The organism is Streptomyces sedi, assembly GCF_006335015.1.
Classification (GTDB): domain Bacteria; phylum Actinomycetota; class Actinomycetes; order Streptomycetales; family Streptomycetaceae; genus Streptomyces; species Streptomyces sedi.
Genome location: NZ_VDGT01000001.1, coordinates 75211 through 91857 on the forward strand (window position 1 = coordinate 75211; position 16647 = coordinate 91857).

Below are 16647 nucleotides of genomic sequence, written 5' to 3' on the forward strand. Positions count from 1 at the left end.
GTAGGGGGCGATAGGGGTATGACCCCCGTCCGCCGAGGTGGTGGAGTGCGCGCATGAGCGAGCCCGAAGACCTCATTCCGAAGTCGGCAGACGACGCGAGGGGCAGCGAGGCCGCCCTCTCCGAGCGCCTCGCCGGACTGCCGGCGACCGCGCGTGAGGACATCCTCGTTGACCTCGTGTGGACCCACACCGAGGCGGTCCTGACGGCCATCGACCAGGACCCGCCCGACGGTTCCGGCGCCGACCTCACCTTCCAGGACCTGGGCTTCGACTCGCTGGCCGCCGTCGACCTGCACGAGCGCCTCGCCGCCGCCTCCGGCGTCGACCTGCCGGTGACGCTCGTCTTCGACCATCCGACGCCCCGCGCCGTCGCGCTCTTCCTGGACGACGCGCTCGTCGGCGAGGACACCCCCGCCGCGCCCCGCGCCACCCTCGCCGAACGGGCGCCCGCCCTCTCGGACGAGCCCATCGCCATCGTCGGCGTCGGCTGCCGCTACCCCGGCGGCGCCACCTCGCCCGACGCCCTGTGGCGACTGGTCGACGACGAGCGGCACGTGCTCTCCCCGCTGCCGGACGACCGCGGCTGGGACATCGACGGCATCTACGACCCGGACCCCGGCAAGGCCGGCAAGAGCTATGTGCGGCACGCCGCGTTCCTGGACTCGGCGGGCGAGTTCGACGCGGACTTCTTCGGCATCAGCCCCCGCGAGGCCACCGCGATGGACCCGCAGCAGCGGCTCGTCCTCGAACTGTGCTGGGAGGCCCTGGAACGCGGCGGGTTCGACCCGCACACCCTGCGCGGCAGCACCACCGGCGTCTTCGTCGGCGCCGAACCGCAGGAGTACGGCGTCCGCCTCCACGAGGCGCCCGACGGCCTCGACGGCTACCTGCTCACCGGCACCGCGCCCAGCGTGGTCTCCGGCCGCGCCGCCTACGCGCTCGGACTTGAGGGCCCCACCCTCACCGTCGACACCGCCTGCTCCGGCTCGCTGGTCGCCCTGCACCTGGCGTGCCAGTCGCTGCGCGCGGGCGAGTCCACCCTGGCGCTCGCCGGCGGCGTCGCCGTCATGGGCAACCCGGGGGTCTTCACCGCGTTCAGCCGCCAGCGCGGGCTCGCCGCCGACGGCCGCGTCAAGCCGTTCGCCGCCGCCGCCGACGGCACCGGCTGGGGCGAGGGCGCCGGCGTGCTGGTGCTGGAACGCCTCTCCGACGCGCGCCGCAACGGGCACCGCGTGTGGGCCGTCGTCCGCGGCTCCGCCATCAACCAGGACGGCGCCTCCAACGGGCTGACCGCCCCCAACGGCCCCTCCCAGCAGCGCGTCATCGAGCAGGCCCTCGCCGCCACCCGGCTCACCCCCGCCGACGTCGACGCCGTCGAGGCGCACGGCACCGGCACCACCCTGGGCGACCCGATCGAGGCCCAGGCGCTGCTGGCCACCTACGGCCAGGAACGGCCGGAGGGCGGCGAGCCGCTGTGGCTGGGCTCCATCAAGTCCAACATCGGTCACACCCAGGCCGCCGCCGGCGTCGCCGGCGTCATCAAGATGGTCATGGCCATGCGGGAACGGCGACTGCCCAGGTCACTGCATGTCGACGCGCCCACCCCGCACGTCGACTGGTCGGCCGGCGCCGTCGAGCTGCTGACCGAGGCCCGCCCCTGGGAGCCGGGCGACCGGCCGCGCCGCGCCGGCGTCTCCTCGTTCGGCATCTCCGGCACCAACGCCCACGTCATCCTGGAGGAGGCGCCCGCCGAGGAGCCCGCGGAGCAGCCCGAGGCCGAACTCCCGGGCCCCGCACTGCCGTTGACCCCACTGGTCGTCTCCGCCCGGACCGGCGACGCGCTGCGCGCCCAGGCGTCCGCGCTCCACGCCCACCTCACCGAGCGGGACACCGACCTCGCCGACGCCGGCCACGCGCTGGCCACCACCCGCGCCGCCCTGGAGCGACGCGCCGTCGTCCTCGCCGAGGACCGCGACCACGCCCTGCGGGCGCTGGCCGCCCTCGCCGCCGGGCAGCGGGAGACCGGCGGCCTGGTCACCGGCGACGAGACCGCGCCGCGCGGCAAGACCGCCTTTCTCTTCTCCGGCCAGGGCAGCCAACGCACCGGCATGGGCCGGGAGTTGTACGAGACGTTCCCCGTCTTCGCCGCCGCGCTCGGCGCCGTCACCGCCCAGTTCGACCCGATGCTGGAACGCCCGCTGCGCGAGGTGATGTGGCGGGAGGACGAACGGGAGACCCTGGAGCGCACCGAGTACACCCAGCCGGCGCTGTTCGCCGTCGAGGTCGCCCTCCACCGGCTGCTGGAGTCGTTCGGGCTGCGCCCCGACTACGTCGCCGGGCACTCCGTCGGCGAGATCGCCGCCGCCCATGTCGCCGGCGTGCTCTCCCTGGAGGACGCCGCCGTCCTGGTCAGCGCCCGCGCCCGACTGATGGGCCAACTCCCGGCCGGCGGGGCCATGTTGGCCGTCGAGGCCACCGAGGACGCCGTGCGCGCGCTGCTCGGCGACCGCGACGACCTCGCGATCGCCGCCGTCAACGGCCCGCGCTCCGTGGTGGTCTCCGGCGCGGAGGAGGCCGTCGCCCGGATCGCGGAGCGGATCGAGGGCCGCACCACCAGGCTGCGCGTCTCGCACGCCTTCCACTCGCCGCTGATGGAGCCGATGCTGGCCGAGTTCCGCCGCGTCGCCTCCGTCCTGGACTACGCGCCCCCGCGCGTCGCGCTGGTCTCGAACGTCACCGGCGCGCTGGCCACCGCCGACGAGGTGTGCGACCCCGAGTACTGGGTGCGGCACGTGCGGGAGGCCGTGCGCTTCGGCGACGGCGTCACGACGCTGGAGAACGCCGGCATCGCGACCTTCGTGGAGGTCGGCCCCGACAGCACCCTCACCGCGCTGGCCCGCGCCTCGCTCACCGGCGACGCCCGCTGCTTCGCCACGCTGCGCCGCGACCGGCCCGAACCGGCCGAGCTGCTGGCCGCGCTGGCCCGGGTCCACACGGCCGGCGGTTCCGTCGACTGGAGCACCGCGTTCGCCCAACGGACCGAGCCCGCCGTCGAGTTGCCCACCTACGCCTTCCAGCGCCGCCACTACTGGCTGCGCGGCACCGAAGCGCCCAGGGACACCACCGGTTTCGGCCAGGCGCCCGCCGGCCACCCGCTGCTCGGCGCCGCCGTCGCCCTGCCCGGCACCGGCGGCATGGTGCTCACCGGCCGGCTCTCCGCCGCCGCCCACCCCTGGCTCGCCGACCACGCGATCCTCGACACGGTGCTGCTGCCCGGCACCGCGCTCGTCGAGCTCGCCGCGCACGCCGGTGAACTCACGGGCAGCCCCACCGTCGAGGAACTGACCCTCCAGGCCCCGCTCGTGCTGCCCGAACACGGCGGGGTCGCCCTCCAGGTGACGGTCGGCGGCGTCGACGAGTCCGGCCGCCGCGCCGTCGAGGTCTACTCGCGCGCCGAGGAGACCGCCGGCGGCGTCCCCGACGACGCCGAGGACGTGCCCTGGACGCTGCACGCCACCGGCGCCCTCGCGCCCGGACGACCGGCCGCCGCGACCGCGCGGGAGACCGGGGCGGCCTGGCCGCCGGCCGGCGCGACCGCCGTCGACGTCGGCGGCCTCTACGCCGGGCTCGCCGCCCGGGGATACGGCTACGGCCCGGTCTTCCAGGGCGTGCGCGCCGCCTGGCTCCTGGAGGGAGCCGTCTACGCCGAGGTCGCGCTGCCCCCCGAAGTCGCCGCCGAGGCCGCCGACTTCGGGCTCCACCCGGCGCTGCTCGACGCGGCGCTGCACTGCGCGGAGCTGCTGGAGCCCGGCTCCTCCGAGAAGGGCGCCGCCTCCGATGCGGGGCGCGCCAGTATCCCGTTCGCCTGGACCGGGGTGCGGCTGCACGCCAGGGGCGCCGCCACCGTGCGGGTCCGCGTCACCCCCGTGGGCGACCAGGCCGGCGGCGAGTCGCTGACCGTCGAACTGACCGACCCCGCCGGCGCCCCCGTCGCCACCGTCGACTCCCTCGTCTCCCGCCCGGTGCCCGCCGAGGCGCTCCGCGCCGACGCCGGCCCCGTCTACGGCCTCACCTGGCAGCGGCACGGCGCCGTTCCCTCGGCCGCGCCGACCACGCCGTGGACCACCGTTGAGACGGCCGCCGACCTGGCGCCCGGCGCCGAGGCCGTGCCGGGCCTCCATCTCGTCAACGGCGTCCTCCCGTCGGAGGGCACCACCCCCGAACGGCTGCGCGCCGCCACCTCGCACGCGCTCGCGCTGCTCCAGGCGTGGACGGCGGTCGAGCGTCATTCCGAGGCCCGGCTCGTACTGGTAACCCGCGGCGCCCTGGCCGCCGTTCCGGGCGACCCGCCCGCCGACCCGGTGGCCGCCGCCGTCCGGGGACTGGTCCGCTCGGCGCAGGCCGAACACCCCGGCGCCTTCGTCCTCGTGGACGACGCGGCCGACAGCCCCACCCGCCCCGAGCGGATCGCCGCCGCCGTGCTCGCCATCGAACAGGCCACCGGCGAGACGGAGTTGGCGCTGCGCGACGACGCCGTCCGACTGCCGCGCGCCATCCGGCTGCCGGCACCGGCGCCGGAGACCCCCTCGCCCTGGACCGAGGGCGGCACCGTCCTGGTCACCGGCGGCACCGGCGGGCTCGGCGGCCTGGTCGCCCGGCACCTCGTCACCGAGCACGGCGTCCGCCGTCTGCTGCTCGCCAGCCGCAGCGGTGAACGGGCCGCCGGCGCGGCCGAACTGGTCGCCGAACTCGCCGAGTCGGGCGCCGAGGTCACCGTCGCCGCCTGCGACGTCGCCGACCGCGAGGCGCTGGCCTCGCTGCTGGCGGCCGTCCCCGCCGAGGCCCCCCTGACCGGGGTCGTCCACACGGCCGGCGTGCTCGACGACGCCCTGCTCGCCGGGCTCACCCCCGAGCGCCTCGACACCGTGCTCCGCGCCAAGGCCGACGCCGCCTGGTACCTGCACGAGTTGACCAGTGAACTTGACCTGTCAGCTTTCGTGTTGTTCTCCTCGGCCGCCGGGCTGCTCGACGCCCCGGGCCAGGGCAACTACGCCGCCGCCAACGCGTTCCTCGACGCCCTCGCCCACCACCGCCACGCCCTCGGCCTCCCGGCCCAGGCGCAGGTGTGGAGCGCCTGGACCGGGGAGCACGGCATGGCCGCCACGCTGAAGGCGGCCGACGTGCAGCGCATCGACCGGCAGGGGCTGGTGGCGCTCTCCCCCGCCGACAGCCTGGCCCTCTTCGACCGGGCGCTGGCCGGCGACGACAACCCCGTGGCGCTGACCGTGCGGATCAACGCCACCGCCGTCCGCGCCCGGCCCGACGGCGTGCCGCCGCTGCTGCGCGGCGTCGTCCGCCCGGCGCCGCGCACCGTCGCCGACGGCGGCGCGGGCCGCGCCGACGCCACCGCCGAGACGCCGACGTCCGGCACCCCGTTCGCCCGTCGGCTCACCGAACTGACCAGTGCCGAACGCGAACGTTACGTGTTGGAACTGGTCCGCTCCCAGGTGGCCACCGTGCTGGGCCACGAGGGCGCCGAGGCCATCGCGCCGTCCCGCGCGTTCCAGGAACTGGGCTTCGACTCGCTGGCCGCCGTCGAACTGCGCAACCTGCTGATCAGGGCGACCGGCCTGCGGCTGCCCCCCACCCTGGTCTTCGACCACCCCAACTCGGCCGCACTCGCCGACCATCTCGTCCGCGAGGCCGTCGGCAGCGCACCCGCCACGTCAACGACCGTTTCCGCGCGGCCGGTTGACGACGAGCCGCTGGCCATCGTCGGGATGAGCTGCCGCTTCCCCGGCGGGGTTACCAGTCCCGAGGAGCTGTGGCGACTGGTCGCCGACGAGCGCGACGGCGTCTCCACGTTCCCCGAGGACCGGGGCTGGAACACCGCGGACCTGTATGACCCGGAGCCGGGCGTACCTGGTAAGAGCCTCACCAGGGAGGGTGGTTTCCTCCACGAGGCCGCCCAGTTCGACGCCGACTTCTTCGGCATCAGCCCGCGCGAGGCGTCCGCGATGGACCCGCAGCAGCGGTTGCTGCTGGAGACCTCCTGGGAGGCGCTGGAGCGCGCCGGCATCGACCCGCTGTCGGCCCGGGGCAGCCAGACCGGCGTCTTCGCCGGCGTCATGTACCACGACTGGGGCAGCACCCGGCTCGGCCAGGTCTCCGAGGAACTCGCCGGCTACCTCGGCAACGGCAGCCTCGCCAGCGTGGTCTCCGGCCGCGTCGCCTACGCCCTCGGCCTGGAGGGGCCGGCGGTCACCGTCGACACGGCCTGCTCCTCCTCGCTGGTCGCCCTCCACTGGGCGATCCAGGCGCTGCGCAACGGCGAGTGCTCGCTCGCCCTGGCGGGCGGCGTCACCGTGATGTCCACGCCCGACACCTTCGTCGACTTCAGCCGCCAGCGCGGCCTCTCCCCCGACGGCCGCTGCAAGGCGTTCTCCGGCGCCGCCGACGGCGTCGGCTGGGGCGAGGGCGTCGGCGTGCTGGTCGTGGAGCGGCTGTCGGACGCGCGGCGCAACGGTCATGAGGTGCTGGCCGTCATACGCGGTTCCGCCGTCAACCAGGACGGCGCCTCCAACGGACTGACCGCCCCCAACGGCCCCTCGCAGCAGCGCGTCATCGAGCAGGCCCTCGCCACGGCCGGCCTCACCGCGGCCGGCGTCGACACCGTCGAGGGGCACGGCACGGGCACCACGCTCGGCGACCCGATCGAGGCCCAGGCGCTGCTGGCCACCTACGGCCAGGAGCGCGCGGAAAGTGGTCAACCGCTGTGGCTGGGCTCGTTGAAGTCCAACATCGGCCACACCCAGGCCGCCGCCGGCGTCGGCGGCATCATCAAAATGGTCATGGCCATGCGCCACGGCCTGCTGCCGCGCACCCTCCATGTTGACCAGCCCTCGCCCCACGTCGACTGGTCAACCGGAGCTGTTGAACTGCTGACCGAGGCCCGCGCCTGGGAGCGCGACGGGCACCCGCGCCGCGCCGGCGTCTCCTCGTTCGGGCTGAGCGGCACCAACGCCCACGTGATCCTGGAGGAGGCCCCGGAGACCGAGCCTGTCGAGGCGGCGCCGCGGGTCGAGCCCGCAGCCGTCCCGTGGCTGGTGGCCGGCAGGACCGCGGAGGCGCTGCGGGCCCAGGCCGGACGGCTGGTGACGTTCGTGCGCGAGCGCCCCGAGCTGACCCCCTCCGAGATCGGCCACGCGCTGGCCACCACCCGCGCGGCGCTGGAGCACCGGGCGGTGGTCGTCGGCGGCGACCGGGACGCGCTGCTGCGGGAGTTGGAGAACCTCGCCAACGGGACCGCGGTCGGCGCCGCGAGGGACGAGGCCGCCGGGCGGACGGCGTTCGTGTTCTCGGGGCAGGGTGCGCAGCGGCGGGGGATGGGCCGGGAACTGTATGGCTCGTTCCCGGTGTTCGCGGCGGCGTGGGACGAGGTTCTGAGTCTTCTCGAACCCGAACTGCCGTTGTCGCTGCGGGACGTGGTCTGGCCGGCCGAGGACACCGAGTCGCCACTTGACCAGACGCTCTACACCCAGACGTCGATCTTCGCGTTCGAGGTGGCGCTGTATCGGTTGCTCGAATCCTTCGGGCTGCGGCCGGACTTCGTCGCCGGTCACTCCATCGGTGAGCTGGCCGCCGCGCACGTGGCCGGTGTGCTCTCGCTCGGCGACGCGGTCACGCTGGTCGGTGCCCGGGCGCGGCTGATGCAGGAGCTGCCGGAGGGTGGCGCGATGGTCGCGCTGGCCACCGACGAGGCGACCGCACGCGAACTGGTCGGCGACCGTGCGGATGTGTCGATCGCCGCCGTCAACGCCGCCCGCTCCGTGGTGATCTCCGGCGCGGAGGACGCGGTCTCCGGGATCGCGGACCGCTTCGAGGGGAAGAAGACGCGTCTTCGGGTCTCGCACGCCTTCCACTCGCCGCTGATGGACCCGATGCTGGAGGAGTTCCAGCGGGTCGCCGCCGGGATCACCTTCCAGGCGCCGACCATCCCCCTGGTCTCCACGGTCACCGGCCAACTGGTCAACCCGGACACCATGAACGACCCCCAGTACTGGACTGGTCAGGTCCGCGGCACCGTCCGCTTCGCCGACAGCGTCAGCACGTTGAACGGCCAGGGCGTGGGCACCATCGTCGAGGTCGGCCCCCAGCCCGCCCTCACCCCACTGGTCGGCGACGCGATCCCGACCCAGCGCAAGGACCACCACGAGACCACCCACCTGCTCCGCGCCCTCGGCACCCTCCACACCCAGGGCCATCCCCTCAACTGGTCAACCGCCTTCCCGGAGGCGCCGAACCGGCGCCTCGGGGACCTGCCGACCTACGCCTTCCAGCACAAGCGGTACTGGATCGACGCCGTCGCCTCCGCGGGCGACCCCACCGGGTTCGGCCAGGCGCCCGCCGGCCACCCCATGCTCGGGGCGGCGGTTGTGCTGCCCGCATCCGGCGGGACGGTGTTCACCGGCCGGCTCGCCGGTGACACGCAGACGTGGATCGGCGACCACGCGGTGCACGGCACGACGATCCTGCCGGGCACCGGCTTCGTCGAACTCGCCCTGCACGCCGGCGACCGCGTCGGCTGCCCCGCGCTCGACGAGTTGACCAGTCATGCGCCGCTCACCCTCGCCGAGGGCGGTGCGGCGGCCGTGCAGGTCGTCGTCGGCGGCGAGGACGGCTCGGGCCGCAGGACCGTGGAGATCTACGCCCGCCCGGAGAGCCGGGACGCCGCCGAGGACCCGGCCGACGGCTGGACCCTGCACGCCTCGGGCACGCTGGCGCCGCAGGGGCGGCCGGCGGACTTCGACCTGACGCAGTGGCCGCCACCGGGCGCGACCCCCATCGACGTGGGTGACGCCTACGCCCGGCTGACCGAGCGCGGCTACGGCTACGGCCCCGCGTTCCAGGGCCTGCGGGCGGCCTGGCGGCGCGGCGACGACATCTTCACCGAGGCGGCGTTCGCGCCCGAGGTCGGGGAGGACGCCTCCCGCTACGCGTTGCACCCGGCGCTGCTGGACGCCGCCATGCACGCGGATCTCCTGGACGACGCGGAGGGGCCGACGCTGCTGCCGTTCTCCTGGAGCGGGGTCAGTTCCTACGCGACCGGCGCCGGCGAGCTGCGGATGTGGATCTCGCGGATCAGGGGGGCCGAGGTGTCCGCGATGCGGATCGCGGACGGCGCCGGCCGCCCGGTCGCCGCCGTGGAATCGCTGGTCTCCCGCCCGGTCGACCGGGAACGCCTGGCACGCGACAGCGCCAGGACCGGTCGCGATCCGCTTTACCAGGTGCGGTGGAACGCGCTGACCACTTCGCCCGGTCAGGCGCCGACCAGCTGGGCCGTACTGGGCGACACGCGCCCGGAGTTGACCGGTGCGAGCGCCCATCACCCTGACCTGACCACGCTGTTGACCAGTCTTGACTCGGGACCGGCGCCCGAGGTGGTGGTCCTGCCGGTGCCGGCGGCGGATGACGGCGACGGCGACGGCCTGCCGGAGCGGACCCTCGCCGTCACCCAGCGGACGTTGGCGCTGCTGCGCGACTGGCTGGCCGAGAGCCGGCTGGCCTCGACCCGGCTGGTGGTGCTGACCGGCAACGCCGTGCGCGTCGAGTCGGCGGACGACGACCGGATCGACCTCACCCAGTCCCCCGTCTGGGGCCTGGTGCGCGCGGCTGCCGAGGAGAACCCGGGACGGTTCGCCGTTCTGGACGTCGACGGCACGGAGGCGTCGGCGCGGGCCGTGCCGGCCGCGGTGGCGTCGAAGGAGCCGGAGGCCGCGGTACGAGCCGGACGCGTTCATCTGCCGCGTCTGGCCCGCGTCAACGAGAGCGGCCCCGCGGGCGAGGAGCGGCTCTGGCGCCGGGACGGCACCGTGCTGGTGACCGGAGGCACGGGCGGCCTCGGCGCGCTGGTCGCGCGCCATCTTGTGACCGCCCACGGGGTGCGGCATCTGGTACTGACCAGTCGTCGCGGCGACCAGGCGCCAGGAGCCGCCGAACTCGTCTCGGAGCTGGTGGAGTTGGGGGCGCGGGTGACGGTCGCCGCGTGCGATGTCGCCGAGCGCCCGGCCGTCGCCGCCGTCCTGGACGCCATCCCCGCCGCCCATCCCCTGACCGGTGTCGTCCACGCCGCCGGGGTCGCGGACAGCGGGATGATCGGCAACCTCACCGAGCGCCAGACCGAGCGGGTGCTGCGCCCCAAGGTGGACGGCGCCTGGCACCTGCACGAGTTGACCAGTCATCTCGAACTGTCGGCGTTCGTGCTGTTCTCGTCCGCCGGCGGCCTCGTGCTCGCCGCCGGGCAGGCCAACTACGCCGCGGCCAACGTCTTCCTCGACGCCCTCGCCCACCACCGCCGGGGGCTCGGCCTGCCGGCCTCCTCCATGGCCTGGGGGCTGTGGAACCAGAACACCGGTCTCGGCGGCGAGTTGGGCGAGGCGGACCTGCGTCGCATGGCGCGGCTCGGGCTGCCCGCGTGGGAGGTGGAGGCCGGCCTCGCCGTCTTCGACCGGGCGCTGACCGCCGGCGGCCCCGCCCCCGTGGCGGTGCGCGTCGACACCGCGGCGCTGCGCGCCCGCGGCGAGCGGGTGCCGGCGCTGCTGCGCGCCCTCGCCGGACCCCGCGGGGCGGCGGCCACACCGGCCGCGGCCTCCCAGGTCGTCGCGTCCCCGCTGGCCGAGCGGCTCGCCGGCCTCACCGAGTCCGAGAGTGACCGGCTGCTGCTCGACCTGGTGCGCGGCCATGTGGCCGCCGTGCTGGGGCACGAAGGCGTGGAGGCGATCGAACCGACGCGCGCCTTCCGCGAGTTGGGTTTCGACTCGCTGGCCGCCGTCGAGCTGCGCAACGCACTGACCAGTTCGACCGGTGTCACCCTGCCGGCCACACTGGTCTTTGACCACCCCAACACCCGCGCCGTGGTCGACCTGTTGAAGCCGCAGCTCACCGGGTCCGCCGAAACCGGCTCCGGGCGCGCGGCGGCCACGGTGTCGAGCGCGCACACCGACGAGCCGATCGCCATCGTCGGCATGAGCTGCCGCTACCCCGGCGGTGTGCGCAGCCCCGAGGACCTCTGGCGGCTGGTGTTCGACGGGACCGACGCGGTCGCGGGCTTCCCGACGGACCGCGGCTGGGACATCGCCGGGCTGTACTCACCGGAGCCCGAGGACGACCGGATCTACACCCGCGAGGGCGGATTCCTGCGCGACGGGACGGAGTTCGACCCCGACTTCTTCGGGATCGGCCCCCGGGAGGCACTCGGCATGGACCCGCAGCAGCGGCTGCTGCTGGAGACCTCCTGGGAGGCGCTGGAGCGCGCCGGCATCGACCCGCGGTCGATCCGCGGCAGCCAGACCGGCGTCTTCGCCGGCGTCATGTACGACGACTACGGCACCCGTCTGGGCGACAGGGTGCCGGCCGACATCGCCGGCTACCTCGGCAACGGCAGCGCGATCAGCATCCTCTCCGGCCGTGTGGCCTACACCTTCGGCTTCGAGGGCCCGACCATGTCGGTGGACACCGCCTGCTCGTCCTCCTCCGTCGCACTGCACCTCGCTGCCCAGTCCCTGCGGGGCGGCGAGTGTTCGCTGGCGCTGGCCGGCGGGGTGACGTTCCTGTCCACCACGGATGTCTTCGTCGACTTCAGCCGTCAGCGCGGCCTCTCCCCCGACGGCCGCTGCAAGGCGTTCTCCGGCGCCGCCGACGGCGTCGGCTGGGGCGAGGGCGTCGGGATGCTGGTACTGGAGAAGTTGTCGGACGCGCGGCGCAACGGTCATGAGGTGCTGGCGGTCATACGCGGTTCGGCCGTGAACCAGGACGGCGCCTCCAACGGACTGACCGCCCCCAACGGCCCGTCCCAACAGCGCGTGATCCGCGCGGCGTTGGCCAACGCGCGGCTCGCCCCCGCCGAGGTCGACCTGGTCGAGGGCCACGGCACGGGCACCACGCTCGGCGACCCGATCGAGGCCCAGGCACTGCTGGCCACCTACGGCCAGGAGCGCGCGGAAAGTGGTCAACCGCTGTGGCTGGGCTCGTTGAAATCCAACATCGGCCACACCCAGGCCGCCGCCGGCGTCGGCGGCATCATCAAGACGGTCATGGCCATGCGCCACGGCGTCATGCCGAAGACCCTCCATGTTGACCAGCCCTCGCCCCACGTCGACTGGTCAAGCGGCGCCGTCGAACTGCTGACCGAGGCCAGGGCGTGGGAACGCGACGGCCATCCGCGCCGCGCCGCCGTCTCCTCGTTCGGGCTGAGCGGTACCAACGCCCACGTGATCCTGGAGGAGGCACCCGACACCTCCCCACCCGCCGACGCCCGTCCGGCGCCGGCCCCCGAGCCCGTCGCGGTCCCGTGGGTCGTCTCCGCACGCTCGGCTCCGGCGCTGCGGGCGCAGGCACAGCGACTGGTGTCGTTCCTCAAGGAACGCCCGGAGCTGACGCCGTCCGAGGTGGGCTACTCGTTGGCCACGACGCGGGCGACGTTCGAGCACCGTGCGGTGGTCGTCGGCGGCGATCTGGAGTCGCTGCGGCGGGAGTTGGAGTCCGTCGTGACCGAGGGCGCGGCCTCGGCCGCCCCGGGCTCGGCTGGTCCGGTGGCGTTCGTGTTCTCGGGGCAGGGCGCGCAGCGGCGTGGGATGGGTCGGGAGTTGTATGACTCGTTCCCGGTGTTCGCGGCGGCGTGGGACGAGGTTCTGAGTCTTCTCGAACCTGAACTGCCGTTGTCGCTGCGGGACGTGGTCTGGCCGGCCGAGGACACCGAGTCGCCACTTGACCAGACGCTCTACACCCAGACGGCGCTCTTCGCCTTCGAGGTGGCCCTCTACCGGCTGCTGGAGTCCTTCGGCCTGCGGCCGGACTTCGTCGCGGGGCACTCGATCGGCGAGCTGGCCGCCGCCCATGTCGCCGGAGTGCTCTCCCTGACGGACGCGACGAAGCTGGTGGCCGCGCGGGCACGGTTGATACAGGCGTTGCCCGAGGGCGGCGCGATGGTCGCCTTGGCGACGGATGAGGCCACCGCGCGGGAGCTGATCGGCGACCGGAACGACGTGACGATCGCCGCCGTCAACGCGGCCCGTTCCGTGGTGATCTCCGGCGCCGAGGACGCGGTCACCGAGATCGCCGCCCGGTTCGAGGGCAAGCAGACCCGCCTGCGGGTCTCCCACGCCTTCCACTCCCCACTCATGGACCCGATGCTGGCCGAGTTCCAACAGGTCGCCGCCAAAGTCACGTTCCAGGCGCCGACCATCCCCCTGGTCTCCACCGTCACCGGCCAACTGGTCAACCCCGAGACCATGAACGATCCCGAGTACTGGACTGGTCAGGTCCGAGGCACCGTCCGCTTCGCCGACAGCGTCAGCACGTTGAACAACCAGGGCGTGCGCACGATCGTCGAGGTCGGCCCCCAACCCGCCCTCACCCCCCTGCTCGACAACGCCATCCCCACCCAACGCAAGGACAACGACGAAACCACCCACCTCCTCCGCGCCCTCGCCACCCTCCACACCCAGGGCCACACCCTCAACTGGTCAACCACGTTCGCCCAACCCCCGCAGCGCGGGGTCCAGTTGCCCACCTACGCCTTCCAGCACAAGAGGTACTGGATCGACGCCGTCGCCTCCGCCGGCGACCCGACCGGACTCGGACAGTTGCCGGCCACTCATCCGCTGCTCGGCGCGGCCGTCGCCCTGCCGGGCATGGACGGCGTGCTACTGACCGGACGGCTCGCGGCGGACTCCCAGTCGTGGCTGGCCGACCACCGGATTCTCGGCGCGACGATCCTGCCGGGCACGGCGCTGGTCGATCTCGCCGTGCACGCCGGTGAACAGGCGGGTTGCCCGGTGATCGACGAGCTGACGCTGGAGGCGCCGCTTCCCGTTCCCGACGAGGACGTGCTGGACGTCCAGGTCACCGTGGGCGCTGCCGAGGGGTCCGGGCTGCGTGGCGTGGAGATCCACTCCCGCCCGGCGGCGGCCGGCCTCGCCCCGGGCGAGGGCTGGACCCGCCACGCCGTCGGCGTGCTGGCACCGGCGTTCGACGACGAGGTGCCGCCGGTGGGGGCGACCTGGCCGCCCGAGGGCGCCGTGCCGGTCGCCACCGACACCATGTACGAGACGCTGGCGGCGGCTGGCTACGACTACGGCCCGCAGTTCCGCGGGGTGCGCGCGATCTGGCGGCACGGCGAGGACGTGTACGGCGAGATCGCCCTGCCGGACGACGCGGTCGGCGCCGGGTCGTTCGGCGTTCACCCGGCGCTGCTGGACGCGGCGCTGCACCTCACCGACTTCCTGCCCGGCGGCGAGGGTGCCGCGGAAGGTGGGGAGGAGGAGACGCGCATCCCGTTCGCGTGGAGCGGGGTCCGCTTCCACGGTGTCGGCCCGCGTGCGCTCCGGGTGCGGATGCGGGCGGCCGGCGCCGGGGGTGGCGCGGTCTCGATGGCCATCGCCGACGACTCCGGCGCGCCGGTGGCCTCCGTCGCCTCGCTCGCCCTGCGGCCGGTGACCCCGGAACAGCTGGGCACCGGGCCGCAGTCGCTGTACCGCTTGGACTGGTCAACCGTTCCGCTGACCGGCGGCGACTCTGTTGAACGAACGCAACTCACCGAGCTGGCCGAGGTGTTCGACATGTCGGGCACGGCCGGTGTCGCCGAACTGGTCGTGTTCCGGGCGCGCGCCGACGAGGCCGAGACCTCGTCGGAGGAGGGCGGGCTGCCGGCGGCGGTCGGCCGGACCGTCGTCGAGGTGCTGGACGCCCTGCGCTCCTGGCTCGCCGACGAACGGTTCCACGGCCGGCTGGTCGTGGTCACGCGCGACGCCGTGCGGGCCGGCGAGTCCGGTGACGGTTCGCTCGACCTGGTCCAGGCCCCGGTCTGGGGGCTGGTCAGGGCCGCGCAGGCGGAGAATCCCGGCCGGTTCACGGTGATCGACGTGGACGGTTCCGAGGAGTCGGAACGGGCACTGGCCGCCGCCGCCGCGACCGGTGAGCCCGAGCTGGCGCTCCGCCGGGGCGTGGCGCTGGCGCCACGACTGGCCAGGTCCGGAGCGACGAGCGAGGGCACCGCGTGGAACGCCGAGGGCACCGTGCTGGTGACCGGCGGCCTCGGCGGCCTCGGCCGCCTGGTGGCGCGCCATCTCGTGACCGAGCACGGGGTGCGGCATCTGCTGTTGACCAGTCGCCGGGGCGACCGGGCCCCGGGGGCGGAGGAACTGGTTGACGAACTGGTCAGCCTGGGCGCGGAGGTCACCGTCGCGGCCTGCGATGTCGCCGACCGCGCGGCCGTCGCGGCCGTCCTCGACGCCGTCCCGGCCGACCGTCCGCTCACCGGCGTCGTCCACGCCGCCGGGGTGATGGACAACGGGGTGCTCGCGGACCAGACCCCGGAGCGTGTGGCCCGGGTGCTGCGGTCGAAGGTGGACGGTGCCTGGCACCTGCACGAGCTGACCAGTGGTCTCGAACTGTCCGCCTTCGTGCTCTTCTCCTCCGTCGGCGGGCTGATCCTCGCCGCCGGGCAGGCCAACTACGCCGCCGCCAACGTCTTCCTCGACGCGCTCGCCCACCGTCGCCGCGCCCAGGGGCTGCCTGCGGCCTCCATGGCGTGGGGGCTGTGGGAGGGCACCGCGGGGGCCGACGAGGGGACCAGGGGGGTCGATGCCGGCCGGATCGGCAGGCTCGGCGTGCGGGAGCTGTCCGCGGAGAAGGGCCTGGCGCTCTTCGACGCGGCGTTGGCCTCCGGTGAGGCAATGCCGGTCCCGGTCTCGCTCGACCTGGCGGCGCTGCGTTCCCGTCCCGACGAACTCCCCGCGGTGCTCCGCGGGTTCGGTCCGGCGACGCGTGCGGCGCGCCCCTCGGCCGAGGAGGCGTCGGCCTCGGGAGCGGCCGACGGCGCCACGGAGGCGGCCGAGGACGACCGTCCGCTGGCCGAGCGGCTGGCGGAGCTGCCCTGGGAAGAGGCGGGCCGCACGCTGGTCCAACTGGTAAGGACCCATGTCGCCGCCGTGCTCGGGCACGAGGGGCCGGAGGCGGTCGCGCCCGAACGCGGCTTCCTGGAGCTGGGGTTGGACTCCCTCGCGGCCCTGGAGCTGCGCAACAGGCTGAGCGGTGCCACCGGCGAGCGGCTGCCCGCCACACTGATCTACGACTACCCGAGCACGGACTCCGTCGCCGACTACCTGCGGCTGGAGATGGTCGGTGAGGAGCCGACGACGAGCGCCGTGTCGGAGATGGAGGAGGAACTGGTCAGGCTGGAGTCGGTGATGCTGGACGCACGTCCCGACGACGCCGAGGCCGCGAGGATCGAGAGTCGGCTGCGGGCACTGGTCTCCAAGTGGTCGGAGACGCACCGTGGCGCGGACGCCGCCGACGAGGAGGAGGACGCACTGGCCGCGGCCACCGCCGACGAGTTGTTCGACATGCTGGATGACGAGTTGAACGACCGCTGATCCCCCACTGACCACCGCCCTGAGACGGCGGGTGTCCGGAGCCTCTTCCCCCTCGGCTTCCGGTCACCCGCCGTCTCGCCTTGTTCGTACCGGCGCTCGGATCCGCCGTACCGCCGAGTGCGGTCATGACCGGTGGGGCGGTGGGGCGGTGGGCAACGAGAAAGGGCGGTCGGTTTCCCCGCGCGGTTGCGCGCGGGGAAACCGACCGCCCGAG

The 16647-nt window shown here is 74.4% G+C and carries 1 protein-coding gene; it reads left to right on the forward strand.

What is annotated here, in order from left to right; all coding sequences use genetic code 11:
• The first annotated feature begins 53 nt into the window (after positions 1-53).
• Positions 54-16433 (forward strand): type I polyketide synthase, encoded by a 16380-nt coding sequence (locus FH715_RS28685; RefSeq protein WP_139639952.1) that lies wholly within the window; start codon positions 54-56, stop codon positions 16431-16433.
• Positions 16434-16647: the final 214 nt, after the last annotated feature.

Coding starts and splice junctions, on each gene's coding strand:
- FH715_RS28685 (WP_139639952.1), top strand. CDS start 54: ATGAGCGAGCCCGAAGACCTCATTCCGAAGTCGGCAGACGACGCGAGG.